The sequence below is a fragment of the Amycolatopsis sp. NPDC049159 genome (assembly GCF_040648295.1).
Lineage (GTDB): Bacteria > Actinomycetota > Actinomycetes > Mycobacteriales > Pseudonocardiaceae > Amycolatopsis > Amycolatopsis pretoriensis_A.
In genome coordinates, this window is sequence record NZ_JBEZDL010000011.1 from 206,812 (window position 1) to 233,056 (window position 26,245).

30 protein-coding genes are annotated in these 26,245 nt (G+C 72.1%); 12 read left to right on the forward strand and 18 right to left on the reverse strand.

Features of this window, described 5'->3' with window-relative positions:
• Window positions 1-378 (reverse strand): hypothetical protein, encoded by a 378-nt coding sequence (locus AB0B33_RS21820; protein ID WP_360774567.1) that lies wholly within the window; start codon window positions 376-378, stop codon window positions 1-3.
• 44 nt (window positions 379-422) lie between these two features.
• Window positions 423-1,175, reverse strand: a complete 753-nt coding sequence (locus tag AB0B33_RS21825) for an acyltransferase (protein WP_360774569.1) — start codon at window positions 1,173-1,175, stop codon at window positions 423-425.
• A 53-nt stretch (window positions 1,176-1,228) separates the two neighbouring features.
• On the opposite strand from AB0B33_RS21825, the gene AB0B33_RS21830 reads away from it, so the two are divergent.
• The 3 genes from AB0B33_RS21830 to AB0B33_RS21840 are packed head-to-tail and all read left to right on the forward strand — an operon-like array spanning window position 1,229 to window position 4,182.
• Window positions 1,229-2,191: a nucleoside hydrolase gene (locus AB0B33_RS21830; RefSeq protein ID WP_360774572.1), complete on the forward strand. Its 963-nt coding sequence runs from the start codon at window positions 1,229-1,231 to the stop codon at window positions 2,189-2,191.
• Between the two features lie 17 nt (window positions 2,192-2,208).
• On the forward strand, window positions 2,209-3,327 hold the full coding sequence (locus AB0B33_RS21835) for a C40 family peptidase (protein ID WP_247025272.1): 1,119 nt from the start codon (window positions 2,209-2,211) through the stop codon (window positions 3,325-3,327).
• Between the two features lie 12 nt (window positions 3,328-3,339).
• Window positions 3,340-4,182: an alpha/beta hydrolase gene (locus AB0B33_RS21840; RefSeq protein WP_360774574.1), complete on the forward strand. Its 843-nt coding sequence runs from the start codon at window positions 3,340-3,342 to the stop codon at window positions 4,180-4,182.
• A 111-nt stretch (window positions 4,183-4,293) separates the two neighbouring features.
• Here the strand turns inward: AB0B33_RS21840 and AB0B33_RS21845 are convergent, their stop codons facing one another.
• The gene (locus tag AB0B33_RS21845; RefSeq protein WP_360774577.1) at window positions 4,294-4,659 is read right to left on the reverse strand and encodes a VOC family protein; all 366 of its coding nucleotides are present in this window, start codon (window positions 4,657-4,659) and stop codon (window positions 4,294-4,296) included.
• Between the two features lie 59 nt (window positions 4,660-4,718).
• On the opposite strand from AB0B33_RS21845, the gene AB0B33_RS21850 reads away from it, so the two are divergent.
• Entirely contained in the window at window positions 4,719-5,348 is a 630-nt protein-coding gene (locus AB0B33_RS21850) for a winged helix-turn-helix transcriptional regulator (RefSeq protein ID WP_360774579.1), read from the forward strand.
• Here the strand turns inward: AB0B33_RS21850 and AB0B33_RS21855 are convergent.
• Window positions 5,325-6,482 carry an MFS transporter gene (locus AB0B33_RS21855; protein WP_360774582.1) on the reverse strand — a complete coding sequence of 386 codons (1,158 nt, stop codon included), beginning with the start codon at window positions 6,480-6,482 and terminating at the stop codon, window positions 5,325-5,327. The genes AB0B33_RS21850 and AB0B33_RS21855 overlap by 24 nt on opposite strands.
• Window positions 6,483-6,522: 40 nt before the next feature.
• Between AB0B33_RS21855 and AB0B33_RS21860 the strand changes: the two genes are divergently transcribed.
• From AB0B33_RS21860 to AB0B33_RS21870, 3 genes are read left to right on the forward strand one after another with little or no spacing between them, the layout of a single operon-like run.
• Window positions 6,523-6,951, forward strand: coding sequence for a MarR family transcriptional regulator (locus AB0B33_RS21860; RefSeq protein ID WP_360774585.1), 429 nt, complete (start codon window positions 6,523-6,525; stop codon window positions 6,949-6,951).
• A 41-nt stretch (window positions 6,952-6,992) separates the two neighbouring features.
• A complete protein-coding gene (locus AB0B33_RS21865) occupies window positions 6,993-7,565 on the forward strand; it encodes a PadR family transcriptional regulator (protein WP_360774587.1) in 573 nt (190 codons plus the stop codon).
• Between the two features lie 11 nt (window positions 7,566-7,576).
• Window positions 7,577-9,001 carry an FAD-dependent monooxygenase gene (locus tag AB0B33_RS21870; protein ID WP_360774589.1) on the forward strand — a complete coding sequence of 475 codons (1,425 nt, stop codon included), beginning with the start codon at window positions 7,577-7,579 and terminating at the stop codon, window positions 8,999-9,001.
• An 8-nt stretch (window positions 9,002-9,009) separates the two neighbouring features.
• Here AB0B33_RS21870 and AB0B33_RS21875 read toward each other — a convergent pair whose 3' ends face one another.
• Entirely contained in the window at window positions 9,010-9,528 is a 519-nt protein-coding gene (locus tag AB0B33_RS21875) for a GNAT family N-acetyltransferase (protein ID WP_247013649.1), read from the reverse strand.
• A 9-nt stretch (window positions 9,529-9,537) separates the two neighbouring features.
• A complete protein-coding gene (locus tag AB0B33_RS21880) occupies window positions 9,538-10,434 on the reverse strand; it encodes a TetR/AcrR family transcriptional regulator C-terminal domain-containing protein (protein WP_360774593.1) in 897 nt (298 codons plus the stop codon).
• Between the two features lie 143 nt (window positions 10,435-10,577).
• On the opposite strand from AB0B33_RS21880, the gene AB0B33_RS21885 reads away from it, so the two are divergent.
• Window positions 10,578-11,288, forward strand: a complete 711-nt coding sequence (locus tag AB0B33_RS21885; RefSeq protein WP_360774595.1) for a DUF2306 domain-containing protein — start codon at window positions 10,578-10,580, stop codon at window positions 11,286-11,288.
• A gap of 281 nt (window positions 11,289-11,569) precedes the next feature.
• Here the strand turns inward: AB0B33_RS21885 and AB0B33_RS21890 are convergent, their stop codons facing one another.
• From AB0B33_RS21890 to AB0B33_RS21920, 7 genes are all read right to left on the reverse strand, one after another.
• Window positions 11,570-12,412, reverse strand: a complete 843-nt coding sequence (locus AB0B33_RS21890; protein ID WP_360774830.1) for a LysR family transcriptional regulator — start codon at window positions 12,410-12,412, stop codon at window positions 11,570-11,572.
• Window position 12,413: 1 nt separating this feature from the next.
• Complete coding sequence (locus AB0B33_RS21895) at window positions 12,414-12,794, reverse strand: DUF427 domain-containing protein (protein WP_247013653.1); 381 nt, start codon at window positions 12,792-12,794, stop codon at window positions 12,414-12,416.
• Window positions 12,795-12,856: 62 nt separating this feature from the next.
• On the reverse strand, window positions 12,857-13,621 hold the full coding sequence (locus tag AB0B33_RS21900) for an HAD family acid phosphatase (RefSeq protein WP_360774598.1): 765 nt from the start codon (window positions 13,619-13,621) through the stop codon (window positions 12,857-12,859).
• Window positions 13,622-13,658: 37 nt separating this feature from the next.
• Window positions 13,659-14,825, reverse strand: coding sequence for a class I SAM-dependent methyltransferase (locus AB0B33_RS21905; protein WP_360774601.1), 1,167 nt, complete (start codon window positions 14,823-14,825; stop codon window positions 13,659-13,661).
• Window position 14,826: 1 nt separating this feature from the next.
• Window positions 14,827-15,792: a class I SAM-dependent methyltransferase gene (locus AB0B33_RS21910; RefSeq protein ID WP_360774604.1), complete on the reverse strand. Its 966-nt coding sequence runs from the start codon at window positions 15,790-15,792 to the stop codon at window positions 14,827-14,829.
• Window positions 15,793-15,796: 4 nt separating this feature from the next.
• Window positions 15,797-16,576 (reverse strand): enoyl-CoA hydratase-related protein, encoded by a 780-nt coding sequence (locus AB0B33_RS21915; protein ID WP_360774605.1) that lies wholly within the window; start codon window positions 16,574-16,576, stop codon window positions 15,797-15,799.
• A gap of 55 nt (window positions 16,577-16,631) precedes the next feature.
• Window positions 16,632-17,453: an ABC transporter ATP-binding protein gene (locus tag AB0B33_RS21920; RefSeq protein ID WP_360774608.1), complete on the reverse strand. Its 822-nt coding sequence runs from the start codon at window positions 17,451-17,453 to the stop codon at window positions 16,632-16,634.
• A 341-nt stretch (window positions 17,454-17,794) separates the two neighbouring features.
• On the opposite strand from AB0B33_RS21920, the gene AB0B33_RS21925 reads away from it, so the two are divergent.
• Window positions 17,795-18,340: a cysteine dioxygenase family protein gene (locus AB0B33_RS21925; protein WP_360774611.1), complete on the forward strand. Its 546-nt coding sequence runs from the start codon at window positions 17,795-17,797 to the stop codon at window positions 18,338-18,340.
• A complete protein-coding gene (locus AB0B33_RS21930; protein WP_360774615.1) occupies window positions 18,337-18,732 on the forward strand; it encodes a rhodanese-like domain-containing protein in 396 nt (131 codons plus the stop codon). The genes AB0B33_RS21925 and AB0B33_RS21930 overlap by 4 nt, the downstream gene beginning before the upstream one ends.
• Here the strand turns inward: AB0B33_RS21930 and AB0B33_RS21935 are convergent.
• The 4 genes from AB0B33_RS21935 to AB0B33_RS21950 form a co-directional block, all read right to left on the reverse strand.
• Window positions 18,729-19,715, reverse strand: a complete 987-nt coding sequence (locus tag AB0B33_RS21935; RefSeq protein ID WP_360774618.1) for an LLM class F420-dependent oxidoreductase — start codon at window positions 19,713-19,715, stop codon at window positions 18,729-18,731. The two genes, AB0B33_RS21930 and AB0B33_RS21935, sit on opposite strands and share 4 nt — an antisense overlap.
• A 63-nt stretch (window positions 19,716-19,778) precedes the next feature.
• Entirely contained in the window at window positions 19,779-20,375 is a 597-nt protein-coding gene (locus AB0B33_RS21940; protein WP_360774833.1) for a putative T7SS-secreted protein, read from the reverse strand.
• A 19-nt stretch (window positions 20,376-20,394) separates the two neighbouring features.
• A complete protein-coding gene (locus tag AB0B33_RS21945; protein WP_360774621.1) occupies window positions 20,395-20,700 on the reverse strand; it encodes a hypothetical protein in 306 nt (101 codons plus the stop codon).
• A gap of 17 nt (window positions 20,701-20,717) precedes the next feature.
• The gene (locus tag AB0B33_RS21950; RefSeq protein WP_360774624.1) at window positions 20,718-21,545 is read right to left on the reverse strand and encodes a hypothetical protein; all 828 of its coding nucleotides are present in this window, start codon (window positions 21,543-21,545) and stop codon (window positions 20,718-20,720) included.
• 337 nt (window positions 21,546-21,882) lie between these two features.
• Between AB0B33_RS21950 and AB0B33_RS21955 the strand changes: the two genes are divergently transcribed.
• Window positions 21,883-22,119 (forward strand): hypothetical protein, encoded by a 237-nt coding sequence (locus AB0B33_RS21955; protein WP_360774627.1) that lies wholly within the window; start codon window positions 21,883-21,885, stop codon window positions 22,117-22,119.
• A gap of 1 nt (window position 22,120) precedes the next feature.
• Here the strand turns inward: AB0B33_RS21955 and glgP are convergent, their stop codons facing one another.
• Window positions 22,121-24,649 carry an alpha-glucan family phosphorylase gene (gene glgP / locus AB0B33_RS21960; RefSeq protein WP_247013678.1) on the reverse strand — a complete coding sequence of 843 codons (2,529 nt, stop codon included), beginning with the start codon at window positions 24,647-24,649 and terminating at the stop codon, window positions 22,121-22,123.
• 131 nt (window positions 24,650-24,780) lie between these two features.
• On the opposite strand from glgP, the gene AB0B33_RS21965 reads away from it, so the two are divergent.
• Window positions 24,781-26,214 carry a neutral zinc metallopeptidase gene (locus AB0B33_RS21965; RefSeq protein WP_247013680.1) on the forward strand — a complete coding sequence of 478 codons (1,434 nt, stop codon included), beginning with the start codon at window positions 24,781-24,783 and terminating at the stop codon, window positions 26,212-26,214.
• Window positions 26,215-26,245 lie beyond the last annotated feature (31 nt).

Genomic DNA, 26,245 nt, shown 5'->3' on the forward strand with positions numbered 1-26,245 from the left:
TCAGCCGCCCGGGCAGTCGTTGCCGCCGCCGCTGCGCTCGACGCAGTGGCGCGGTCCCGGCGGTGGCGGCAGGGCGTGCCGGACGTCGTCGGCCCAGGCGAGCACCGCGACCGCTGCCGCCACGGTCAGGCAGATGCCGAAGAACCACGTCCAGCCGCGGCGGCGCGTGGTCGCGGAAACGACCACGCCCACGAGCGGCAGCCCGGCGCCGAGCACCGCCGCCCACGTCAGGTAGCCGCCGGCGCCGTGGCCCGCCTCGCCGAACACCGGGATGCTCGCCAGGAAGCCCAGCAGCACCAGGAACGGGACGACGAGCAGCAGCCCCACGGCACACAACGCCAGCACGACCGTGGCCCACGCGGTCCGGATCTCTCCCACCGGACCAGTCTGTCCGGAAAAGCGACGAACCCGCTTGAGTAGATCTACTGCTCGAGGGTCTTCTGCAGGGCCTTGTTCGCCTTCCGCGCCATGTCGGCGACGGCCTCACGACGAGCCGCGTCGGCCGCGTAATCCTCTTCGCGGTTACGCACCACGCGGGCGGGCGCGCCGACCGCGATCGAGTAGTCCGGGATGTCGCCGCGGACGACCGCGTGCGCGCCCAAGACGCTGCCGCGGCCGATGCGGGTGCCCTTCAGGACGCTGACCTTCGTGCCGAGCCACGTGTCCGGGCCGATGCGCACCGGCGACTTCACGATGCCCTGGTCCTTGATCGGGACGTGGATGTCCGAAATGACGTGGTCGAAGTCACAGATGTACACCCAGTCGGCGACCAGCGTGGCCGCGCCGAGCTCGATGTCGAGGTAGCAGTTGATGACGTTCTGGCGGCCGAACACGGACTTGTCGCCGATCCGCAGCGAACCCTCGTGGCAGCGGATGGCGTTGCCGTCGCCGATGTGGACCCAGCGGCCGATCTCCAGGCGCCCGTAGCCGGGGCGGCAGTGGATCTCGACGTTCTTCCCGAGGAACAGCATCCCGCGCAGGATGATGTGCGGGTTGGCGACCCGGAACTTGAGCAGCCGGTAGTACCGGACGAGGTACCAAGGCGTGTACGCGCGGTTGCGCAGCACCCAGCGCAGCGAGTCGGCGGTCAGGAACTTCGCCTGCCGCGGGTCCTGCCGGGCGCGGCGCCAGGCCCGCACCCGCGACAGCGCGGGTGCACCCCACATCGACGTCATGCCCGTGACCGTAACCTGTGTACGGGACGGGTTCACAGGCAAGGGGAGCGTGGATGGGCACGAAGCTGATCATCGACACCGACCCGGGCGTCGACGACGCGCTGGCGATCGCGCTGGCGGCGCTGTCACCGGACGTCGACCTGCTGGGCGTGACGTCGGTGTTCGGCAACGTTCCCCTCGACCGCACGACGTCGAACGCGCGCCGGCTGCTGGAGCTGTTCGGCCGCGCGGACGTGCCCGTGGCCGCCGGGTCGGCGCGCCCGCTCGTGTACTCCAAGCCGCGCGACGCGAAGGAAGTCCACGGCGGCGACGGCCTGTCGGGCCACTCCTACACGCTGCCCGAGGCGAGCCGTCCGCTCGAAGAGCGCGACGCCGTCAGCCTGATGCTCGACCTGCTCGAAGCCGCCGGCGAGCCGGTGACCATCGCCCCGATCGGGCCGCTGACGAACATCGCCGCGCTGCTCGCGGCCCACCCGGGCGCGGCGGCGAAGATCGCGCGGCTGGTGATCATGGGCGGCGGGGTGACGTTCGGCAACAGCACGACCGCCGCCGAGTTCAACATCTGGAGCGACCCGGAATCGGCGCGGCGGGTGCTCGTCGAGGAGGACGTGCCGGTCGTGCTGGTCCCGCTCGACCTGACCCACCGCTGCGCCGTCGACGCCGAATGGCTGGCGAAGCTCGCGGCGTCGGGCCCGGTCGGCGCCACCCTCGAAGGCCTCACCTCGACCTACCGGCAGCACTACACGCGCGTGTTCGGCGAGGACCGGATGGTCATGCACGACGCCGTCGCGGTCGCCGAGGCGATCTCACCGGGGATCCTGCGCACGGAGACCTACCGCGTCGACGTCGACTGCGGGCTCGGCCCGGCGCGCGGACAGACCCTCGTCGACCGGCGGCGGCTCGGCGAAGACGATCCGCAGTTCTCCCCCGGCCGCCCGATCGAGGTCGCGGTGGACACCGACCTCGACGGCCTGCGCGGCTTCGTCCTCGACCGGCTGACCGGGGCCGCGCGGTGAGCGACGAGCCCGAGATCGTGCCCGAGGAGACGCCCGAGCCCCGTCGCCGGAAGACCGCGGTCGTGGTGGCCGCGGTGGTCGTGGTCGCCGCCGCGCTGGTGGTCGGCGTGCAGTTCGCGCCGAAGCAGCAGGAGACGACGAACGCGGCCGCGACAGTCACGCCCCCGCCGTCTGTCGTGAAAACGACCACGCCGCCGCGGACGTCCGCGCCGCCGAAGGTGCCGGAGGCGAGCGAGTTCGACGCGTGGGCGTCCAAGACCAGCCAGTGGCTCGACATCCCGCTGCGCGCGATGGTCGGCTACGCGAAGGCGACGACGAAGCTCGCCAAGGACGTCCCCGGCTGCCACCTGTCCTGGGTGACGCTGGCCGCGGTCGGAAAAGTGACCACGGACCACGGCCGGGCGCAGGGCGGGCAGTTCGGCACCACCGGCGTGCTGGACAAGGCGCTCGGCACCATCGAGGTGCGCGACTTCTACAACAAGGTCGTCTCGACGGCGAACGCCGCCGGGCCGCTGCAGCTGGCGCCGTCGATCTGGGGCAAGTACCAGGCGAGCTACGCGGGCGGGAAGCCCGATGTCCAGAACATCGACGACGCCGCGTTGACCACCGGGCGCGCGCTCTGCGCCGACGGCCACGACCTGTCCCAGGGCCAGGTGTGGTGGGACTCGGTCAGCACGCTGCAGGCGGCGCCGCTGTTCCTGCACCGCACGCTGGCCACGGTCAACGTCTACGGCACGGTCGGCCAGGGCGCGTCGGCGCCGAACGCGGCGGTGCTGAGCGCGGTGAACTTCGCCATCGACAAGATCGGCCTCCCCTACATCTGGGGCGGCAACGGCACCGGCGGCAACGACCCGGGCTTCGACTGCTCGGGCCTGACGACGGCGGCGTACGCGAGCGCGGGGGTCAAGCTGATGCGCACGGCCGACACGCAGTTCCGCAGCGTGCCGCACGTGACCGACCCGCAGCTGGGCGACCTGATCTTCTACGGCGAGCCGGCGACGAAGATCCACCACGTCGGGCTCTACATCGGCAACCAGCAGATGATCGACGCCCCGCAGACGGGCCAGGCGGTCCAGGTCCACTCGTACCGCAAGGACGGCGACGACTACGCGGGAGCCGGCCGCCCGACGGCCTGACGGGTGGTGGCGATGCAGTCGTTCCGGACTCCCGAGGGCGTCACGCTCGGGGTCGAGCACTTCGGCGACGCGGCGGCGCCCCTCGTGCTGCTCGCGGGCGGCACGACGATGCTGTCTTGGCCCGACGCGCTGTGCGAGGCGCTCGCTCGGGGTGGACGCCACGTCGTCCGCTACGACCTGCGTGACTCGGGCGGGTCGACCACCGTCGATCCCGAGGCGCCGGACTACACGCTGCGCGACCTGGCCGCGGACGCCGCCGCGCTCGCCCGGGGGCTCGACGATCGGCCTGCGCACCTGGCGGGCTTCGGCGTCGGCGGGATGGTCGCCCAGGTCGCCGCGCTCGACCACCCGGAGGCGTTCTCGGCGCTGACTCTCGCCGGGACGCGGCCGGTCGCGCCGGGACCGGTCGACGACGATCTTCCCGACCACGACGGGCCGACGATGAAGCGGCGGTTCGCGCTTCCGATGCCCGACTGGTCCGACCGTGCGGCGGTGGCGGAGTTCGCCGCCGCCGGGGCAGCGGTGCTCGGCGACGACCCCGGTGTCGCGCGGGCGACAGCCGAGCGGATCTTCGACCGGACGCCGGGGACGGTGGCTGCCGTCCAGGCGGCCAACCAGCTGGGCATGGTGTTCTCCCGGCTGGACTGCACGCCGCGCTGGCGGGAACGGTTGCCGGGGCTCGCGGTACCGACGCTCGTGGTGCACGGACGGCACAACCGGTTCTTCCCGGTCGGCAACGGCGAGGCGCTCGCGCGCGAGATTCCCGACGCGCGGTTGCTGGTGCTCGAGGAGGCCGCGATCGCGATCCCGGACGCCGCTGCCGGCGAGGTGGCCGCGGCGATGCTCGCGCTCTGAGCGCCGGGCACGGTCAGCCCAGGCGGCCACGATGCTCAGCCCCGCCGACAACGGGATTCGGTGGGGGTAGCCAAGCATGGACGTCACCCAGCCGCGGCTGGGCCTTGAAGCTCAAGCCGGGCCGGCCAAGCCCACCAGATTGCCCTGCGGGTCGGTGAACTGGGCGACCACCAGGTCGCGGCCCGGCGCGCGGGCCGGGCCCAGGCGGCGGGTGCCGCCGAGGCGCTCGGCTTCCGCCAGTGCCGCCGCGACGTCCGGGACGCCCACGTAGAACACCACGTGGCTTTCGTACCCCGCGCCGCCGCCGACGCCGCCCGGGATGGTTCCGGATTCCACGAAGCCGTAGCCGGGTTCCGATACCGCGGCGGACACCGGGGCCGAGGTGTCGAATTCCCAGCCGAACAGCTCGCCGTAGTACCCACGCAGGGTTGCCGGGTCGGTTCCGATGATCTCGAAGTGCACGACAGGTCGGCTCATACCGGCACCGTACGCCGCTGTAGTTGTTAAAAACAACCTCAAGGTTGTAGTTTGAAAGCATGCCGACGAGCCGGAGCTACGGGGACGCCTGCACGATCGCCCGCGCGCTGGACGTCGTCGGGGAGCGGTGGGCGCTGCTCGTCGTCCGCGAGCTTCTCCTCGGGCCGCAACGGTTTTCCGACGTCCGGCGCGCGCTGCCGGGTGCCAGCTCCAACCTCGTCACCGACCGGCTGCGGGAACTCGAAGCTCACGGCGTTGTCACACGGCGGAAACTGCCGCCGCCGGCCGGGTCCACCGTCTACGAGCTCACCGGCTGGGGTCGCGAGCTGGAGCCCGTCGTGCTCGCTCTCGGGGCTTGGGGCGGCGGCCTTCCGCGGCCACCGGACGCGCACCTCGGCACGACGTCCGTGCTGCTGTTCCTCCGCGGTGGCGCGCGTCCCCGCCGCGCCGCCTGCTACCGCGTCGAACTCGACGCTCGTGTGTGGACGGTCCGCACCGAGCCGGGCCGGCTCACGGTCGAGCCCGGGGCGCCCGAAGCGCCGGACGCCACGATCCGCACCGATCCGCCGACGCTCAACGCACTGCTCGAGAAGCCGTCGGACCTCGACGCCGCGATCGCGGGTGGTCTCGTGGAGGCGAGCGGCGACGGCAAAGCCGTCCGGCGGCTACTGCGCGAGCGGCTGGCGTGACCGGACCCGCAACGACGGGGCGAGGAAGACGATCCCGAACGTGACCACGACCGCCGACGACAGCGCCCAGTGCAGGCCGATGCGGGTCGCCAGTGCGCCCACCAGCACCGGCTCCACCAGGAAGCCCAGGTAGCCGCAGGCCGCGACCGCGGCGACCGCGCGGCCCGGTGCGTCCGCCTGCTTGCGGCTCGCCGCGCTCCACGCGATCGGCACGATCCCCGCCACGCCGAGCCCCACCACCGCGAAACCGAGGACGCCCGCGACCGGCCACGGCACAGCCAGGACCACCGCGAACCCGAGCACCGCGACCGCGGCCGCCACGCGGACGAACCGGACCGGGCCCGTCCGCGCCACGACGCGGTCGGCGACCAGGCGGACCGCGATCATCGTGGCCGAGAAGGCGAAGTAGCCCAACGAGGCCAACGCGGGCGTCGCGCCGGTGACATCGGCGAGGTACACCGCGCTCCAGCTGTTGACCGCGCCTTCGGCGACGAACCCGCAGAACGCGATCACCCCCAGCGGCACCAGCGCGCGGCTCGGCCACGCGAACGCCGCCTCACCCTGGCCGCGGTCGGCGCCGGTCAGGAAGCGGGTGCGGGAGGCCCACAGCGCGAGCGCGAGCAGCACCGCGCCGGCGAGCGGGAAGTGCACCGACACCGGGACGTGCGCGGCCTCCATCAGCGCGTCGACGCCGGAACCGGCGAGGCCGCCGATGTTCCAGAACGCGTGGAAGCCGGCGAAGATCGGGCGCCCGTAGCCCTCCTCGACGCGGGCGGCGTGCGCGTTCATCGCGACGTCGAGCAGGCTGTTGCCGACGCCGAGCACGACGAGCGCCGCGACGAACACCGGCGCCGACCAGGCGAACGCGACCAGCGGCAGCCCCGCGCACAGCACGACCGCGCCCAGCCCGACGGCCGCGCGGCTGCCGATCCGGGTCAGCAGCGCACCCGCACCCACCAGCGCGACGACCGACCCCAAGGCGAGGCCGAAGAGCCCCGTCGCGAGCGCCCCCGTGCTCAGTCCCAGCTGCTCCTGCACCGCCGGCACCCGGGCCAGCCAGGTCGCGAACGCGGCGCCGCAGACCGCGAACACGACCGAGACCCCCAGGCGGGCGCGCTTCAACTCACCCGTCACCCCGCCACCTTACGAACGGCGGGTGTGTAAGGTCCCTGACATGGATCACCCCCAGACCGGCGACCGGCCCGGTTACCTGCTGAAACGCGCCCAGCAGGCGTTGCACCAGGTGTGCACCGACCGCTTGCGGCCGCTGGGCCTGTCGATGTCGCAGTACGCCGTGCTGCGCGCGCTCTACGACCACCCCGGCGCGTCGTCGGCCGATCTCGCGCGGATCACCTTCGTCACCCGGCAGTCGCTGCGGGACGTCCTGGTCGGCCTGCGGTCGGCGGGGCTGGTGACCGTGGCCGAACAGGCGTCGACGGGCCGCGCCCGGCCGGTGGCGTTGACCGATCAGGGACGCACCCAGATGGGGGTCGCCGAAGAGGTGGTCGCGCAGGTCGAAGCCCAGATGCTCGGCGACCTGCCGTCCGATCAGCGACACCTGCTGGCCGAGCTACTGCGGGCTTGCGTCGACAACCTGGCTTGACGAATGCCGTATAGTCGGTTCCGATTGATAGGGAGCGACTAGTGGCGCGCAAGATCCGCAACACCCTCGCCCTCGCGCTGCTCGGCCTGCTGCTGGAACGCCCGATGCACCCGTACGAAATGGCGTCCACGCTGCGCGAGCGGTACAAGGACACGAGTTTCAAGCTCAACCCCGGTTCGCTCTACGACACCGTGGAGTCGCTGGCGAAGCACCGCTGGATCGAGCCGGTCGAGACGGTCCGCGAGGGCAACCGGCCCGAGCGGACCGTCTACGCGCACACCGAACTCGGCCGCCAGGAGTTCGTCGCGTGGCTCGACGAACTGGTCCGCGAACCGGTCGCGGAGTACCCGAAGTTCGTCGCGGCGGTGAGCTACCTCGGCGCGCTGGGCCCGGACCGCGCCGCCGACGCGCTGGAGGAACGGGCGCGCCACCTGGCCGACCGCATCGAGGGCGCCGACACCGCGCTGGCCGACACGGTCGGCAAGGGCGCACCGCGGCTGTTCATGATCGAGGTCGAGTTCGTGCGGCACGCGTGGCAGGCGGAGCTCGACTGGGCCCGCGCCACGGCCGCCGAAATCCGCGCCGGCTCGCTGTCCTGGCCCGACCACTTCTGAGGGGAAGTCCCGTGCTCGAAACCGAAGTCCTCATCGCCGGCGCCGGCCCGGCCGGCCTGCTGCTCGGCGCGGAACTCGCGCTGGCGGGCGTCCGGACCACGATCGTCGAACGCCACCCGCAACGCCCGCCGTACTGCCGCGGCTTCAACCTGAACTCGCGCTCGCTCGACCTGCTGGCCCGGCGTGGGCTGGCCGACGGGCTGGTCGCCGAAGGGCACCAGGTGCCGCACGCCCCGGTCACCGGCCTGCCCGGCCCGCTGCTGCTCGACGGCGCCGCGACCGACCACCCGTTCTCGCTGGGCATCCCGCAGACCCGCGTCGAGGAGGTCCTGGAAGCGCGAGCGCTCGAACTCGGCGCCGAGATCCTGCGCGGCCACGAGCTGCTTTCCTTCACCCAGGACGATTCCGGCGTGACGACCGAGCTCCACAATGGACTGTCCGTCCGGGCGCGGTACCTGGTGGGCTGCGACGGCGGGCGCAGCACCGTGCGCAAGCAGGCCGGGATCGGCTTCCCCGGCGTGAACGCCCGGTGGTTCGCGCTGCTCGGCGACGTCGAATGCGAGCTGCCGTACGGACCTTCCGCCGGTCCGGACGGCCGGACGGTGTTCGTCATCCCGCGGCCCGGGTACGTCCGGATCATCGTCCGGGAGGACGAGCCGCCCGCCGACAAGGACACGCCGGTCACGCTGGAGTCGTTGCAGGCACAGGTGGACGCGGTGCTCGGGCGGCACGTTCCGCTGCGGAACCCGCGCTGGCTGAGCCGGTTCGGCGACGCGGCACGGCTGGCGTCGCGCTATCGCGAAGGCCGGGTGCTCCTGGCCGGCGACGCGGCGCACATCCACCCGCCGGCGGGCGCGATCGGGGTGAACGTGGCGCTGGACGACGCTTTCAACCTCGGCTGGAAGCTGGCGGCGACGGTGCGCGGGACGGCTCCCGAGGGGCTGCTCGACACCTACCACGCCGAGCGACACGCCGCGGGGGAACGGATTCTGGCCAACACCCGGGCCCAGGTCGCGTTGGAAGAAGCGGCCGGGGAGCCGTGGGCGGACCTGATGCGCCGCGTCGCCGCGCACCCCGACGGCAACCGGGCGCTGGCCGAAATCATCACCGGGCTGGACGCTCGTTACGCCGACGGCGGGCACCCGTGGCTCGGGCGGCTGGCACCGGACATCGCGTTGACGGTCTCGGGCCGATCGACGCACTTGGCGGAGTTGCTGCATCCCGGCCGGCCGGTGCTGGTGGACCTCGCCGGGACCTTCGGCGGCTGGGCACCGGGCCTCGACGTGGTCGCGGCTTCGTCCACTTCGGACACGGGAGCGGTGCTCCTGCGGCCGGACGGGCACGTGGCCTGGGTGACGACAGGCACGGACGACACCGGGCTCGCGGAAGCCGTGCGGCAGTGGATCGGCGACGTGCCGATTCCGGCGTCGGCGTAGCACCGGGGTCAGCGCGGGCGGTCCAGCACCGCCCGCTGCTCGACCCGGCCGTCCAGGGTGAACTTGCTGTGCGGCGTGAACCCCAGCTTCGCCACCACCCGGGCCGACGCGGTGTTCACCGGTTCGTACACCGCCAGCAGCCGATCCGCCCAGCCGGCCGCGAAAGCCTTGTCCCGCACCGCCGACGTCGCTTCGGTCGCGTAACCCCGGCCCCAGCCCGAGGGGGCGATCCACCAGCCCATCTCCACCGCCGGCGCGGCCAAGCCCGACTCCGCGGCGCTGCGGCGGACCAGCGAAACCACGCCGTCGAACGAACCCGGGGACGCCGACACCGCGAACCAGCCGAAGCCGTGGGACGCCCAGTGCGCGAGCGTCGCCTGGTGCTTGCCCAGGGTGTACTCGTGGCTCCACGGCTCGCCGGTGCCCACGTACCGGACCGTCTCCGGAAGCTGGGCCAGCGCGAACAAGCCGTCGAAGCAGTCTTCGGACCACGCGCGCAGCGTGAGGCGTTCCGTGGTGATCAGCACCGGCCCACTCTAGGCGTGCTGTTCGCCCAGCAGCACGGCGATTCCGTCGAGCTGGCGGCGCAGCCCGAACTCGAACGCCTCGTCGAGGTCGACGTCCTCGACGCCGGTCATCACCTCGGCGAGCACCGGGAAGCGGCCCGAGCCCAGGTAGTCCGCGAGCAGCGTCATGTCCGCCGCGAGCCGCTGGTCGCCGGTGATGCCCGTGTCGTGCTCGGCCTGGACCTCGAACGCGTTGCTCACCGCCAGGCCGCCGACCCAGCCGTTGAGCGTCATGACGACCTGCAGCTTCACCCGCCGCCGCAGGCCGGTGCCGGCCAGCGCGCGCAGCGACCAGTCGAGCAGCCGCAGCCCCGCCGCCAGGACCGGCGGCCGGACCAGCGAATTCAGCAGGATCGGCGCGAGCCACGGGTGCCGCCGGTAGGCGCGCCACTGCGAACGGGCGGCCAGCTCGAGCCGCGGCCGCCACGGCACCGGGCCCGGCTCCGGCAGCTCCGCCTCGCCGAGCGCGACGTCGGCCATCAGCCGGAGCAGCTCGTCCTTGTCGGGCACGTGCCGGTACAGCGCCATCGGCCCGACGTCCAGCTCCGCGGCCAGCCGCCGCATCGACAGCGCGGCGATCCCCTCGGCGTCGGCGAGCGCGATCGCCGCGCGCACCAGGCCGTCCCGGCCCAGCGGCGGCCTCACGGGCGTCCGGTCGGCGACGACGGTGCCGCTGCCCGGCACCGCGCGCACCCAGCCCTGCTCCCCCAGCGCGGACAGCGCTTTCGCGGCCGTCGCCATCGCGACGCCCCACTCGCGGACCAGCGTGCGCGTCGACGGGACGCGGTCGCCGGGCCGGAGTTCGCCGGCCGAGATCCGGCGGCGCAGGTCGGCCGCGATCCGCAGGTACGGCGCCGTCTCGGCCACGAACACCCCGATCCGTACTAGAACACTTGCCATTGTCGCCTAGAACGGTTTCAGGGTACTCCCCCAATGTCCCCAGGAAGGATTGCCGCTGCCTGGCCCGGTTCATACGGTGCGGATACAGCGTCAAGAAACAGGGGGATCCCATGAGCACGACTCAGACCGCGACGAGCATCGGTGAAGCCAAGCGGGCGACGCCGTGGTGGCGCCGCCCGTGGGTGTTCCCGCTGGGGCTGCTCGTCACGGTGTTCCTGGTGTACTCGCTGCCGCCGTACCTGGGGCTGAACCCCGCGGAGTCCCGGATCCCGGCGCCGACCGGCTGGTACTACCCGGTGCTGGTGACGCACATCGGGTTCGCGACGATCGCGATGGTGACGTGCGCACTGCAGATCTGGCCGTGGCTGCGGCAGAAGCACCCGGTGGTGCACCGCCGCACCGGCCGCGTGTACGTGTTCGCCGGCGCGGTCCCGGCGTCGATCGCGGGGCTCGCGATCGGGCTCGCGGCCCCGTTCGGCCCGGTCGGCGCCGTGTCGAACGTCCTGCTCGCGACACTCTGGTTCACCTGCACGGTGCAGGGTTACCGCAGCGCGCGAGCCCGCCGGTTCGGCGACCACCGCCGGTGGATGATCCGCAGCTTCGCGCTGTGCATGTCGATCATCAGCAACCGCGTGTGGGCGATCGTCTGGGCTTCGGTGCTGCCCGGGCAGCTGGACACGACGTTCGGCGGCAGCGAACTCGCGATGGGCCAGGCGATCGCGGGCCTGACGACGTGGACCGGCTGGGTGCTCCCGCTGCTGGCGGCCGAGTGGTGGCTGGGCCGGAGCCGGGGACGCCGCCGCGCGCCGTCCCCGGCCTGAGCCCTCTTCGGAGACGAGGCTCAGCGCACGGCACCGTTGAAGTCGAAGCGCGTCGGCGCGGCAGCGTTATCGACGGCCGCCGTTCGCCCACAGTCGCATAGCGCCCGAACTCTCCCTCCCGCATGCACCGGTAGCCGGCGATACGCGCACCCGTCGACCGCATGAGCCCGCAGCATTTTGCGGATTCACCGCGACCTTGGCTGCGTTTCGCCGATGTCCAGGTCCGCATTCCCCGAGAAGGCCGTTGTTCGGCAAGATCTTCGGCGGCTGCCCGGGCTGAGTCACCAGCGGGCGGCGTCCGCGAGCAGTGCGTCGCGCACCGCCGCGGGCCCCGCTCGGCAGGGCTCGGCGCGCGTGACCGCGAAGAGCGTGTTGATCGGGGGTTCCTCCGGCTCGAGCAACGCGATCAGCGAGCCCGCGGCCAGCTCCTCCGCGCACAGGTACCGGGGGAGCACGCTCACGCCGAAGCCGGCGAGCACGCACGTCAGGACGCCGCGCAGGTCCGGTACGACGACCGCGGGGCCGGGTGGTGGGCGGACGCCCAGCACCGACCGCCAGTAGCGGCGGACGATCGGGAGGTCCTCGGCGTAGGCCACCAGCGGCGCCGTGCGCGGGTCGCCCTTGAAGTCGCGGGGGCCGACCAGGACGAACTCCTCGTCGGTCAGCGGGGTTGCCGCCAGGCCTCGGCGGCGGGGGCGGATCGTGGAGACGACGAGGTCGAACCGGCGTTGCGCGAGACCCGCGAGGAGGTCGTCGGCCAGGCCGAACGTCACGCGCAAGCGAAGTCCGGACGCGACCAGGCCGGCCAGCGCCGGGAGGACCCGGGTGGTGGTCAGCTCGGCGGGTCCGGCCAGGTGCACCGGGGCCGCGAACGGGTCGTCGCCGACGGCCACCGTCGCCAGTGCGTCCACGTGCGGGGCGATGCGGGCGGCCAGCTCGTCGGCCGCCGACGTCGGGGTCACGCCCCGCGCCCGGCGGACGAACAGCTGCTGCCCGAGCTCTTCCTCCAGTGCTCTGACCTGCGCGGTCACCGTCGGCTGGGACAAGCCCAGCGACGGTGCCGCACCGGTCAGCGAGCCCGCGCGGTGAACCGCGAGGAAGGTGCGAAGCAGGTCGAGGTCCAGCTCAGTCCTCGACCAGCTCGATGGAGTCCACGACGTTCGGGTAGAACGCCACGTGGTCCTTGATCGCCGCGACCGCGTCGTACGGCTTCTCGTACGTCCAGATCGCGTTCTCGGCCCGCACGTCACCGACGTTCAGGCTGTAGTAGTTGCTGTCGCCCTTGTACGGGCAGTACGTCTCGTGGTCGGTCCGCTCCAGCACGCTGAAGTCGACGTCCGCCCGCGGGATGTACTGCGCCGCCGGGTACGTGGATTCCTGCAGCGTCAGCGCGTTGCGGCTGTCCGCAACCACGCGCCCGCCCGCCTTGACCACCACGCGGGCCCGGGTCGGCTCGACGGTGATGGGGTGGTCCGGGCCCGGGACCAGAACCTTCTTCTCCGGCATGTCCGCTCCTCGAAAAGGTCGTGTACCAGGAGCAGCACCCCGGACCCGGCGGTTATTCCGCGTCAGGGCAGGTAGTACATCGGGTTCGGCAGCTTGACCGGGCGCAGCGCGTAGCCGCCTTCGAGGTCGCTGAACTGGTCACCGACGTTCAGCACGATCTTCGCGCCGGTCGCCTCGATGTGCGCCCGCGTGCCCGACTTGTACTGGACGGTGGTGCAGGTCAGCCCGCACGGCAGGTAGTCCGGCGCGGTCACCTTCGGCTTGAAGAACGCGCCGGCCGGGGCCGGGTAGCCCTCGTTGGCCAGGTTCTTCAGCGACTGCGGGCCCTGCAGCTCGTTGCGGCCGGTCAGGAAGTACACCTTGACGCCGTGCTGCGCGGCCCAGTTGGCCAGCTCCAGCACCGGCTTGTTGGCGACGAACGTGCCGTTGTCGATCGCCTGCTGCTGCTTGACCGGGTCGAAGCCGAAGTCGTTGTCGGCCTCCCAGCCGTAGGTGACTTCGGAGGTGTCGTCGACGTCGAGCACCACCGCCGGGTTCTTCACGCGGCCCAGCTGCTGCTGGAGAAAGCGCTTCGCGTCGGAGACGACCCGGCCGGTGTCCTTCACGAACCGGCTCGTGTCCGAGTAGTGGTGCTTGCCCGCGGCGTCGAGGTAGTCGCCGTAGTAAGCCTTGACGTCGTTCTTGACCTGGCCGATGTTGGCCGGTTCCTTGGCGCGGGCGGCGGTCGCGTCGTCCGAGCCGGCGAGCGCGGTGGCTCCCGAAGCGACGGTGGCGCCGATGGCCGCGGCGGCGGCGAGCTTGACGAGACCTGACCAGTTCCGGAGCACGGGAACCTCCCACGAAGATGCGAACGACCCGGGAAACCTACGTCACGCGTTCGGCTCGGCAGACGAAAGCCGTCGGCGCGCGGCCGATCCGCGTCAAAACCACCGAAGCTTCCGTTTCGCCGCGCGGCTTCAGTCGGCGGCGCAACGCGTCCGGGTCGACGTCCAGGCCGCGGATCAGGATCTCCAGCCGCCCGACGTCGTGTCGCTTGAGGACGGCTTTGAGCGCCTTCTCGCTGTAGGGCGCCTGTTCCAGCACCCGGAACGCCCGCACGCCCGGCGGCGGGGTGTCGCCGGTGAGGTAGGCGATGCGCTCGTCCAGCTGCCACAACCCGTGCCGTGCCGCGTAGTGGCGGACCAGCCCGGCCCGGACCACGGCGCCGTCGGGGTCGACGATCCACTCCCCCGGTGCCCGCGTGGGCAGTTCGTCCGGTTCGGCGTCGGTGACCGTCCACTGTGTCCCGTCCGAGCGCAGCACGGTCGCCCGGCGGGTGACGCCCTCGCCGAGTCCGCGCCAGAGGCAGGACTCGCGGACCTGGCCGTCCAGGGAGACCAGCTCGACCTCGTCGGCCCACGGCGTCAGCGCGAAGTCCAGGCCGGGCGCGCACTTGATCGCCAGCGGACGGCCCGGGTAGGCCTCGACCAGCCCGTCGAGCGGCGGGGCGAAGTCGGCGGGCTTCCACGCGCGGCGTCCGGCGGAGTCGCGGCGGGCGGGGTCGGCGACGACGACGCCGGAGCGGCTCACCGGCGCCAGCGCGTCGGCGCGCGCGAGTCCGAACGGGACACCGGCCGTCGTTCCGTTGTGCCGGGCCATTTCCAGGCGCACCGGGTCCACATCGGACCCCAGCGCACGCCGGGCCACCCGCGCGATTTCGACGAGGTCGGCGCCCACCGAGCAGGTGACGTCGTGGACGTCGAGCCCCGCCAGCCGCGCGGCCCGGTGCCGGGCGACCGGGGTGGCGCTCGCCTGCTGGAGCGCGTCCGAGGTGAACAGCCAGCCGCCGGCATCCACTTTGGACACCGATTTACGCCGCAGCAGCACCGTTTCCAGGACGGCGGCCGCGCGCTCCTCGCCGACGACGCGGCGCACCTGCGCGACGGACGCGATCCGGTCGGTCAGCGGCAGCGACGAAACCTCGGCGAGCGCCGCCGTCCCCGCGCCGGAGCGCAGGTAGGCGACGTCGCCGAGGCTGAACGAATATCCCAATTCAGGACGGCCGCTTGGTCCCGGTGATCATGACGTTGTAGAACAGCTCGCGCGGCAGGACCTTCGCGAGCACCTTCTTGTCCACAGCGGACAGCCGCAGCCACAGCTTGTAGGCGAACAGCCGCCAGCGCACGGTCAGCTTCTCCGGCGGCACCGCGGCTTCGAACGTCCGGATCGGCCAGCCGGCGAGCGCCGCGGCGAACTCTTCGGTGACCGCGTGGACGTCCTGCGCGCCGGCCCCGCGGGCCCACGACTCCAGCTCCGACGGGTCGAACGTGTGGATGTCGACCACGGCTTCCAGCGCGGCCGCGCGCGAGGACTCGTCGAGCTCCTCCTGCGGGCGCCGCCAGCCGCTCAGCACCGGCAGCTTCGTCACGCGGGTCGTCAGGAACCAGGTGAACTGGCCGAGCTTGCGCGCGTAGAAGTCGCCGATCTTGGTCGGCTCGCCGGCGAAGACGAACCGGCCGCCCGGCTTGAGCACGCGCAGCACCTCGCGGAACGCCGCCTGGACGTCCGGGATGTGGTGCAGCACCGCGTGCCCGACGACGAGGTCGAACGTGTTGTCGTCGTAGGGGATCCGCTCGGCGTCGGCGACCCGGCCGTCGACGTCGAGGCCGAGCTTCTCGGCGTTGCGCAGCGCGACCTGGACCATGCCGGGCGAGAGGTCGGTGACCGAGCCCTTCTTGGCGACGCCGCCCTGCATCAGGTTCAGCAGGAAGAAACCGGTGCCGCTGCCCAGTTCCATGGCGTGCTGGTAGGGCTGGCCGTCCTCGCCCGCGACGGCGTTGAACACGTCGGTGGCGTAGGAGATGCAGCGCTCGTCGTACGAGATCGACCACTTCTCGTCGTAGGTGCCGGCTTCCCAGTCGTGGTACAGCACGTTCGCGAGCTTGGGGTCGGCGTAGGCCGCCTGGACCTCTTCCGCGGTGGCGTGCGGGTTCGGGGCCGGGTCGTTCACGTCGGTCAAGGCGTCATTTCCCTTCGAAAGTGGCCTTGCCGGGCCCGTTTTCGATGAACGACTTCATGCCGTTCCGCTGGTCTTCGGTCGCCCAGAGCGCGGCGAACAGGTGCGATTCGAGCTTGAGCCCGTTCGCGAGGTCGGTGTCGAGACCGCCGTCGATGGCCGCCTTCGCGGCGCGCAGCGCCACGGCGGGACCGTTCGCGAACTGGGCCGCCCACTTGTGCGCGGCCGCGTAGACGTCGTCCGGGGCGACGACCTGGTCGACGATCCCCAGCCTCAGCGCCTCTTCGGCCTTGACGAACCGTCCGGTGTAGACGATGTCCTTGGTCTTGCTCGGGCCGATCAGGCGCGCCAGGCGCTGGGTGCCGCCCGCGCCGGGGATGACGCCGAGCTGGATCTCCGGCTGGCCGACCTTGACGTTGTCGCCGGCGACGCGCCAGTCCGCGGTCAGCGCCAGTTCGAGGCCGCCGCCGAGGGCGTAGCCGGTGACGGCCGCGACGACCGGCTTCGGGATGTTCGCGATGGCCGCGAGGGTGCCGGTGAGGGTGGCGCCGAACTTCGCGATCTCCGGGTACGTGCGGGTGGCCATCTCCTTGATGTCCGCGCCGCCCGCGAAGGTCTTCTCGCCGCCGTAGAGGATCACCGCGCGGACGTCGTCGCGCTCGGTGGCCTCCTTCGCCAGCTCCGCGAGCTCGGCGGTGACCTGGGCGTTCAGGGCGTTGACCGGCGGCCGGTCGAGCCGGATCGTGCCGACCCCGTCCTTGACCTCCAGGGTTGCGAACTCTCCCACGCCCATCCTCCTCGTTGACGAAGTGCCAGCAGGCTACCGGCCGGTAAGCGTCAGCTTAGCGACGGCGGGCGAAGAAGCGATCCCCGGAGCGCTCCAGCACGAGGTCCTGGTCGAACGTCTTCGACAGGTTTTCGCTGGTGATGACGTCGTCGACGAGGCCGGAGACCACCGCGCCGCCGTCGCGGAGGAGCAGCGCGTGGGTGAACCCCGGCGGGATCTCCTCGACGTGGTGGGTGACCAGCACGAGCGCCGGCGCGTCCGGGTCGAGGGCCAGCGCCGAGAGCCGCGCGACCAGGTCTTCGCGGCCGCCGAGGTCGAGGCCCGCCGCCGGCTCGTCGAGCAGCAGCATCTCCGGGTCGGTCATCAGGGAGCGCGCGATCAGGGCCCGCTTGCGCTCGCCCTCCGACAGCGTCCCGAAGGTGCGCTCGGCGAGGTTGCCGATGCCCATCGCGTCCAAGAGCTCGGTCGCGCGGGCGGTGTCGAGGGTGTCGTATTCCTCACGCCAGCGGCCGAGCACCGCGTAGCCGGCGCTGACCACGACGTCCTTGACCAGCTCGTCGCCCGGCACGCGCTGGGCGATCGCCGCCGACGTGAAGCCGATGCGCGGGCGCAGGTCGAAGATGTTGACCCGGCCGATGCGCTCGCCGAGCAGGTCGACCTCGCCGGTCGTCGGGTGCAGCTCGGCCGCGGCGAGGCGCAGGAGGGTGGTCTTGCCCGCGCCGTTGGGTCCGAGCACCACCCACCGCTCGTCCAGTTCCACGGACCAGTCGAGGCCCTTGAGGAGGTCGTTGGTCCCCCGGCGGACGCCGACACCGGCCATCCGGACCACGAGGTCGTCAAGTTCGCTGGGCTGGATCGGCTCGCTCACGAGCCCCATTCTGTCTGTCGTCGCGCGCGCGTGCGCACCCGCCCGGGTGAGTGGGCGATCCGGCAGGTCGGAGCGTGCCCACTTCGTGGAACGCAGCATCGCGGGAGAGCAGCTCGCGCCCGAGTTGTGGCACGATCACTGGCATGTCAGCCGACGCGCCCGCCACTCCGGTCACCCGGGGTTCGTTCTGGCGCCGTCGCACCATCGACCTGCTCCTCGTGGCCTCGGCCGGGTGTACGCGGGCGCGGCTCCGCTGATCCCACGCGTCCTCTTCACGGCTTCTCGACGCGTGCGCGTGCCGCGCTGCCCCCGTGTCCCGAATCACCTTTCGCGTCCGAGGAGCACCCGCGTTGACCACTTCGATCGTCCGCCCGCCCGTCGAGATCCACCCGCAGCTGACCGACCCGCTGCTGCCCGAGCTGCTGCACCCGTCGCGGCTGCTCTGGACCCCGCGTGAGCTGGCCGACCTGACCGCCACCGTCACCACCGAGCTGACCGCGAACCTGCGGAGCATCTTGCGCTTCGACGAAGACCGGCGGTGGTGGGCCCGGCTGGCCCTCACCGACGGCGTCGAGCTGTGGCTGCTGTCGTGGCTGCCCGGCCAGCACACGAAGCCGCACGACCACGGCGGCGCGTCCGGCTCGTTCACCGTCCTGCAGGGCGAGATCGGCGAGGAGTACCGCTACCCCGGCGGCCCGATCCGACGCCGCACGCACGTCGCGGGCCAGGGTCTCGGCTTCGGCGCCGGCCGCGCCCACCAGGTCACCGGCGCCGGCGACCAGCCCGCGGCGAGCGTCCACGCGTACTCGCCGCCGCTGGTCGCGACGCGGGAGTACGCCACGCTCGCCGACGTTCCGGCGGAAATCCCGCCCCTGCCCGCTATCGTCCGGCCATGAGCGCTGTCGATACGTTCCTCGCCACGGCCCGCTCCGGCCTGGACCGGGTGGCTCCCGCGCGCGCCCGCGAACTGCAGGAAGCGGGGGCGCTGCTGGTCGACATCCGGCCGCACCAGAACCGCCAGGCCGAGGGCGAAATCCCGGGCGCGGTGATCGTCGAGCGGATCCACCTGGAGTGGCGCCTGGCCCCGGACAGCGAATGGCGGCTGCCGTCGGTGACGGCCGGCTCGACGGTGATCGTGCTGTGCAACGAGGGCTATTCGTCGAGCCTCGCGGCGGCCGACCTCCAGCGGCTGGGCCTGCCGAACGCGACGGACCTCGAAGGCGGCTTCCGCGCGTGGGCCGCCGCCGGCCTGCCCGTGCAGACCGGCGGCAGCCCCGCGGTGCCCTAGGCGAGCGCGGGTGCGACCTTCTCGGTGAACAGGTCGATGCCGGAGCGGTCGTACGCGGCTTCGGGGAAGTTGAAGATCGCGTAGGACATACCGAGCTCGCCCATCGCGGCGAGCTTTTCGGTGACCTGCTCGGGCGTGCCGGTGGTCGGGCTGTTCACGAAGTTGCCGTGCCAGCGCTCGGCGGCTTCGGCCGGGGCGTACTGGTCGAGGTGCGACTTCAGCCAGGCCAGCTTGTCCTGGACGTCCTTCTCGGTCTCCCCGAGCACGACGTTGTGGTTGGCCGAGCGCACGATGGCGTCGTAGTCGGTGCCGACGTCCTTGCAGTGCTGCGCGAGGATTTCCGACTTGCGGGTGAACGTCTCCGGGTCGGCGGCGAAGTTCGTGTACTTCGCGTACTTCGCGGCGATCTTGAGCGTCTTCTTCTCGCCGCCACCGGCGATCCACAACGGGATCCCGCCTTCCTGCGGCGGCAGCGGACGCAGGATGGCACCGTCGGTCCGGTAGTGCTTGCCGTCCAGTGTGGACGTTCCGGTCGTCCAGAGGTCGCGCATGATCCGCACGCCCTCGTCGAGCTGCCCGAGCCGCTCACCGGCGCCGGGGAAGCCGTAGCCGTAGGCCCGCCACTCGTGCTCGTACCACCCGGCGCCGATCCCCATCTCGACCCGCCCGCCGGCGATGGTGTCGGCGGTGGCGGCGACCTTGGCGAGGTAGGCCGGGTTGCGGTACCCCATGCAGGTGCACATCTGCCCGAGCCGCACGGTCTCCGTCGCGGCGGCGAAGGCCGAGATCAGCGACCAGGCCTCGTGCGTGGCCTCCTCGGTGGGGACCGGCACGGTGTGGAAGTGGTCGTAGACCCAGATCGATTCGAAGGGCCCGGCCTCCGCGTGCTTCGCGAGGCCGAGCATGGTCTTCCAGTGGTCCGCGGGATCGATGCCGGCGAGGTCGAGCCGCCAGCCCTGCGGGACGAAGATTCCGAAGCGCATGCAGCCAACCTAACGCCGGGGGAAGCGGAGCGCGCAACGATTTCGGGCTGGAGCAACTCCAGGTCAGGCGGCCGAAAGGTGGTCGAGCACGGCGTCGCAGAGCTCCTGCAGCGCGGAGCGGTACCCGGCCCGGTCGACGTCGCCGAGACGCGGGTCTTCGCGCTCGCGCTCGGCACCGGCCGGCCGCCTCTCCCGGAGGAACGGCAGCCCGCCCCGGTCACCCGCCGGTCCGGGCGGGGCCGGTACCGCGGCCGCGGCGAGTTCGGGCAGCGCCGGGCGCACCCCGTCGAGCTCTTCGGCAGCCTTCCGGCAGGCCTTCTCCGCCTGCGCGGCCGCTTCGACCCGCTGCACCTCCAGCCGGGCGAGGCCGTCGGAAGCCTGCTCGTACCGGCGCCGCTCGGCCAGCTCGGCCAGGGTGTCGGCGTAGTCCTCCAGCGCCTGCGACGCCGTCTCGTGCGCATCGGCGACCGAGCGCGCGTGCTTGGCCAGCCGGCCGCGCGTGTCCGAGAAGGTGTCGTACGCGCGGCCCGCCCAGCCTTCGGGCAGGAGGAGCCGCAGCTCGGCGTCGAGGGCGTCGAACGCGCGCGCCAGCTCCCCCAGCCGCGTGGCTTCGCCCCGGACCAGCTTGATCGTGCCCGGCGACCAGCCGGCGTCCCACATCACGGTGCTCGCCCGCCGCTCAGCCGAGCTCGGTGCCGGTAGCGGAGCGGCCGAGGATGTCGCGGACGTTCTCGTCCTGGCGGGCGTACTGGCCCGCCGCCCGCTCCAACCGCGCACCGAGCTCGCGCGCCTCGCCCAAGACGAGCTTCGCCGCGCGCGCGGACGCCTCCTGCAGGTCGGCGAGCGCGCGGCCGAGCAGGACGTCGCCGGCCTGCTCCGGTTTGGCCTTGTACCCCAGTTCGGACCGGCCGGTGCCGGCCGCCTGGGCGCCGATCCGGAGGCCGGCGGCCCGCAGCAGCGCGGGGTCGGCTTCGAAGCCGTTCATTCAGGTCGTCCTTCGGGTCAGCCCGGGGAACCGGGGCTCAGCTCGGCGATCAGCGATGGGGGCAGCGAAAACGACCGCTCGGCGCCGGTGCCGCGGCGGGCGCTCGGGTCGACGAGCAGCCCGGTGGGCGTGGCGCGCCGGCCGGCGCGGCCGACGAACTCGCGGCCGGTCGCCTGGAGCCCGCTGGGCCAGTGGCACCCGACGGCGTCGCGGTAGCCGGCCAGGGTGTGCTCGTCGCGGAAGACGCAGAGCCAGGCCCCGCGCGGGCCGAGGTCGACGACGATCGGTTCCCGCGCCAGGTCCGCCGGCGCGCACCAGGACTGGTCGAGGAACCACCGGACGACGTCGTCCGCGTTGGCGTGGAAGCCCTCGATGGGACTGGGCGGCGGCACGGTCCGGCCGGCCAGCCGCTGCTGCGCCCGGATGATCTCCCGCTCGCCGAACGGGGACTTGGGCGTCCGCAGGCTCAGGTACAGGGCCTCCTGGAAGTGCTCGAGGTCGCGGGTGTGGCTCCGGGCCGAGCGGCCCGGGAGGCTCTCGAGCCGCGTGCCCAAGTTCGCCGACAACGGCTCCGGCCCGATGTTGTAGGCGGCGTGCACCAGTTCGGGCTTCGGCTCGACCATCGAGTCGAGCACCTGCAGCAACCGCAGGCACACGATCGCGCAGACCCGCACGGGCGGGGCCTCGGTTTCGATCGCCCAAATCCGGCGCAGATCGGCACCGAGCTTCCCCGGCAGGCCCGCGCCCCGGACACCGGCGTTTTTGTGCAACCGGCTGGCGGCGTTTTCCGCGCGCAGGAGTCCGGGGTCCTTGCCCCCATCCGCAGTCGGGTGTCGCCCGGCCATCGTCACTCCCCAGCATCCAGAACGGAGTCCGCATCATAAAGGTCGTGCAAACCGCGCGCACAACTCCATTACCCACGCGTGTCGCCACTCAAAACCGGGCACCACCAGGGTTTCCGCCAACTTCTTGACAGATCTTGGACAACTTTCCGGCACCACTCTCGCCAAAAACTCGTCAAGCGGAATAGCGCAAGAGTCCAAACCGTACGGTCGTCCTTGACTTGTTTCTGGCGAAAGCGCAGATCAGCGGCCCGACAATGGATCACCACACGTACGTTGGTTTCGACGGCCCGTTCTCCGGCGGCCGCAAGACAACGGGAGCACCACAGTGGAATTGATCTTGATCGCGATTCTCGCGTGCTTGGTCGGCAGCCTGGTCACCGCACGCGTGTCGGCGTGGCTGCCGCGGCCGAAGGAGCACGAAAGCGACCGCAAGGTCGCCGAACTCGAAGCCCGGCTCCAGGCCGTCGAGTACGCCTACCGCACGGGCCGGCCCGTGCTTCCCCCGCCGCCGTCGGGGCCGCACCGGATTCCGCCGCCCTTCGCCGGGCCCGTGGTGCCGCCGCCGTACTGGTGACTCAGGCCAGCACGACCCGCGCCAGTTCCGCCGGCGTCGCCAGCAACCCGTGCTTCGGCAGCACCCGCACGGTGTACCCGATCGACCCCGGCCTCGGCAGCTTCAAGCGGGCCGCGAACGCGCCGATGCCGTCCTCCGTCATCGGGACCGTCACCGCGTCGCGGAGTTCGTCGTCGTCGGCCACCTGGCCGACCACCGCTTGGATGTCCACTTCGGACGGGTTCAGGCCGGCCAGGTCGATGCGGGCGCGGATCGTCACCTCCGTGCCGACCACCAGCGGCTCGGTCTGCTCCACCAGCAGTTCCGAGTCGAAGATGCGCAGGCGGGGCCAGGAGACCTCGAGCTTCGTGCGGTAGTCCGCCAGGGACAGCGCGCCGCGGTAGCCGTCGCCCGTTGCCTCGGCCACCATGCGGGAAGCCGGGAGGTAGCCGTTGTCCACGTACTCGCGGACCATCCTGGACGCCTGGACGCGCGGGCCGAGCGTCTCCAGCGTGTGCCACACCATCGACAGCCAGCCGGTCGGGACGCCGTCGGCCGAGCGGTCGTAGAACAGCGGGGCGATCTGCTGGCCGAGCAGCTCGTACAGCGCCGCCGCCTCGAGGTCGTCGCGGCGCAGGGGGTCGGTGACGCCGTCCGCGGTCGGGATCGCCCAGCCGTTGCTGCCGTCGTAGCACTCGTCCCACCAGCCGTCGCGGATCGACAGGTTGAGGCCGCCGTTCAGCGCCGACTTCATGCCCGACGTCCCGCACGCCTCCAGGGGGCGCACCGGGTTGTTCAGCCAGACGTCGCAGCCGCGGTAGAGGTAGCGCGCCATCGACATGTCGTAGTCCGGCAGGAAGACGATCCGGTGCCGGACGTCCGCGCCGTCGACGAAGCGGACGATCTGCTGGATCAGCTGCTTGCCGTTCTCGTCGGCCGGGTGCGACTTGCCGGCCACGACGACCTGCAGCGGCCGCTCCTCGTTGAGCAGCAGCGTGCGCAGGCGCTCGGGGTCGCGCAGCATCAGCGTCAGCCGCTTGTACGTCGGGACGCGGCGGGCGAACCCGACCGTCAGCACGTCCGGGTCGAAGACCGAGTCCACCCAGCCCAGCTCCAGCGGGGACGCGCCGCGCTGCAGCCACGCCGCGCGCACCCGGCGCCGGACCTCGTGCACGAGCTTCTCGCGCAGCTCGCGCCGCAGCCCCCACAGCTGGGCGTCCGAGACGCCGTCGCGCAACGGCCCTTCGCCGACGTCGAGACCCCACTCGCGGCCGAGCAGCGTGCTCAGCTCGCGCGCCACCCACGTCGGGCCGTGGACGCCGTTGGTCACCGACGAAATCGGCACCTCGTCGTGGTCGAAGCCGGGCCACAGCCGGGAGAACATCCGCCGCGTGACGCGCCCGTGCAGCTGGGAGACACCGTTCGCGCGCTGCGCCAGCCGCAGGCCCATGTGCGCCATGTTGAACAGGCCGGGGTTGTCCTCGGCGCCGAGCGCGAGCACCCGTCTCGGGTCGATGTCCGGCACCAGCCTGCCGTCGTTGAAGTAACGCTGCACCAGGTCCACCGGGAACCGGTCGATGCCCGCGCTGACCGGGGTGTGCGTGGTGAACAGCGTCCCGGCGCGGACAGCGGGCATGGCTTCGTCGAACGCGAGGCCGTCGGCCTGCACGATCTCGCGGGCGCGCTCCAGCCCCAGGAAACCCGCGTGGCCTTCGTTCGTGTGGAACACCATCGGCTGCGGGTGGCCGGTCAGCTCGCAGTACTTGCGCACCGCGCGGAACCCGCCGATGCCGGCCAGGATCTCCTGCCGCAGCCGGTGGTCGGCGTCGCCGCCGTAGAGGCGGTCGGTGACGCCGCGCAGGTCTTCGTCGTTGGCCTCGACGTCGGTGTCGAGCAGCAGCAGCGGCACGCGCCCGACGCGGGCCTGCCAGATCTGGGCGCACAGCTCGCGCCCGCCCGGCATCGCGACGCCGATCAGCACCGGCCGCCCGCCCGCGGTCAGCAGCTCCAGGGGGAACGCGTTCGGGTCGATCACCGGGTAGTGCTCGACCTGCCAGCCGTCCAGCGAGAGCGACTGCCGGAAGTAGCCGTTGCGGTAGAGCAGCCCGACGCCGACCATCGGCACGCCCAGGTCGGAGGCAGCCTTGAGGTGGTCGCCGGCCAGCACGCCGAGGCCGCCGGAGTAGTTCGGCAGGGCTTCGGTGACGCCGAACTCCATCGAGAAGTAAGCGACCGCGGGCGGCAGGTCCGCGTCGCCGCGCTGCTGGTACCAGCGCGGCTCGTCGAGGTACCGCTGCAGGTCCTCGGCCGCGGCGCGGGCGCGCGCGAGGAAGCCGTCGTCGACGGCCAGCTCGTCGAGCCGGGCCGGCGGCAGCGCGGTGAGCATCCGCAGCGGGTCGCGCACGGCGTTGAACAGCTCGGCGTCCATCGACGCGAACAGGTCACGCGTGGGCGGGTGCCAGGTCCAGCGCAGGTTGGTGGCCAGCGCGCCGAGGCCGGACAGGGACTCCGGGAGACTGGCGCGGACGGTGAACCGGCGGACTGCACGCATGGGAAGCGACGATATCGGGCCGCGGCCCGTCGTGCGCAGGCAGTAGTTCGGGGATAACGTGCACGCTCCGCGTAAGCCCTGGGTATGGTCCTGCCCGTCGGGTCCGGGTGGGTACGAGAGCGAGTGAACAGATGATCCATGGGGGAGGACGGCGCGCGCTGGTCGCGTTGCTCGCCGTCGCGGCCGTGGCCGTGAGCGGGTGCAACGACAAGGGCGGTTCGGGGAGCGGTCCGGTCCGGGACAACGGCGCCGGTTCGGTGTCCGGGCTGCCGGTGACGCACTTCGAGAGCGGCCTCAAGCCGGACGCGCCGTCGCCGGATCTCGACGTCCGCAACGCTGACGGCGGCGAGGACGACAAGCTCGCCACGGCCGCCATCGCCGACGTCCAGACGTACTGGGGCGAGCACCTGAAGGCCGACTTCGGGCAGCAGTTCGAGCCGGTGAAGTCGCTGCTGTCCTACGACGCGCAGACCGACACCGAGAAGACCGGCTGCGGCAGCGTGAAGAAGCTCGTGAACGCGTTCTACTGCCCGGTCGACGACTCGGTGGCGTGGGACCGCGGCGTGCTGCTGCCGATGCTGCGCCAGCGGTTCGGCCCGATGTCGGTGGTCGTCGTGCTCGCGCACGAGTTCGGCCACGCCGTCCAGTACCGGCTCGGCGACAAGGCCGGGATCACCAAGAGCACCCCGACCGTGGTCAAGGAACAGCAGGCCGACTGCTTCGCCGGCGGCTACTTCCGCTGGGTCGCCGAGGACAAGAGCAAGTTCTACCGGGTGTCGACGTCCGAGGGCCTGAACCAGGTGATGGCGTCGATGTTCCTGATCCGCGACCAGGCGGGCACCAGCGCCGCCGACAAGGGCGCGCACGGCACGGCGTTCGACCGCACGTACGCGTTCCAGGCCGGGTTCGAGAAGGGCCCGAAGGAGTGCGCGGCGATGAACGCCGACAACGTGAAGGCCCGGCTCACCGAGCGCCCGTTCGACAAGGGCGACACCGGCAAGGGCGACGCGAAGTTCACCGACCAGGCCGTCGAGCTGCTGAAGAAGAGCCTCGACGAGGCCTTCAAGGGCGCCGGCGTCGCCGGCCCGGAGATCACCGACGGCGGCAGCTGCCAGACCACCCCGCCGGCGTCGTACTGCCCGGGCGACAACACGGTGAGCATCGACCTGGCGAAGCTGTCGCAGCTGGCCCAGCCGATCGACCGCGAGGCCGAGATGAAGGGCGAGGACCCGGGCGGCATGGGCGACTTCGCGGCGTTCTCGGAGGTCGCTTCGCGGTACGCGCTCGGTATCCAGAAGGGCGTCGGCGCGTCGATCGACAACGCGAACGCGGGCCTGCGCACGGCGTGCCTGGTCGGCGCGTGGGCGGCGTTCACGAACCGGCCGGGCGACCTGCGGCTGTCGGCTGGTGACCTCGATGAGGCCATCGCGGATCTGCTGCAGCCGGAGAGCCTGGTGTCGGCGGACGTGAACGGGAAACGCCCGGACAGTGGTTTCGACCGGGTCGAGTCGCTCCGGAAGGGTTATCTCGAGGGCTCGTCGGTCTGCTCGAAGCAGTACGGCTGAGCGGAAGCGTGAAAGAGGCCCCCACCGCGCG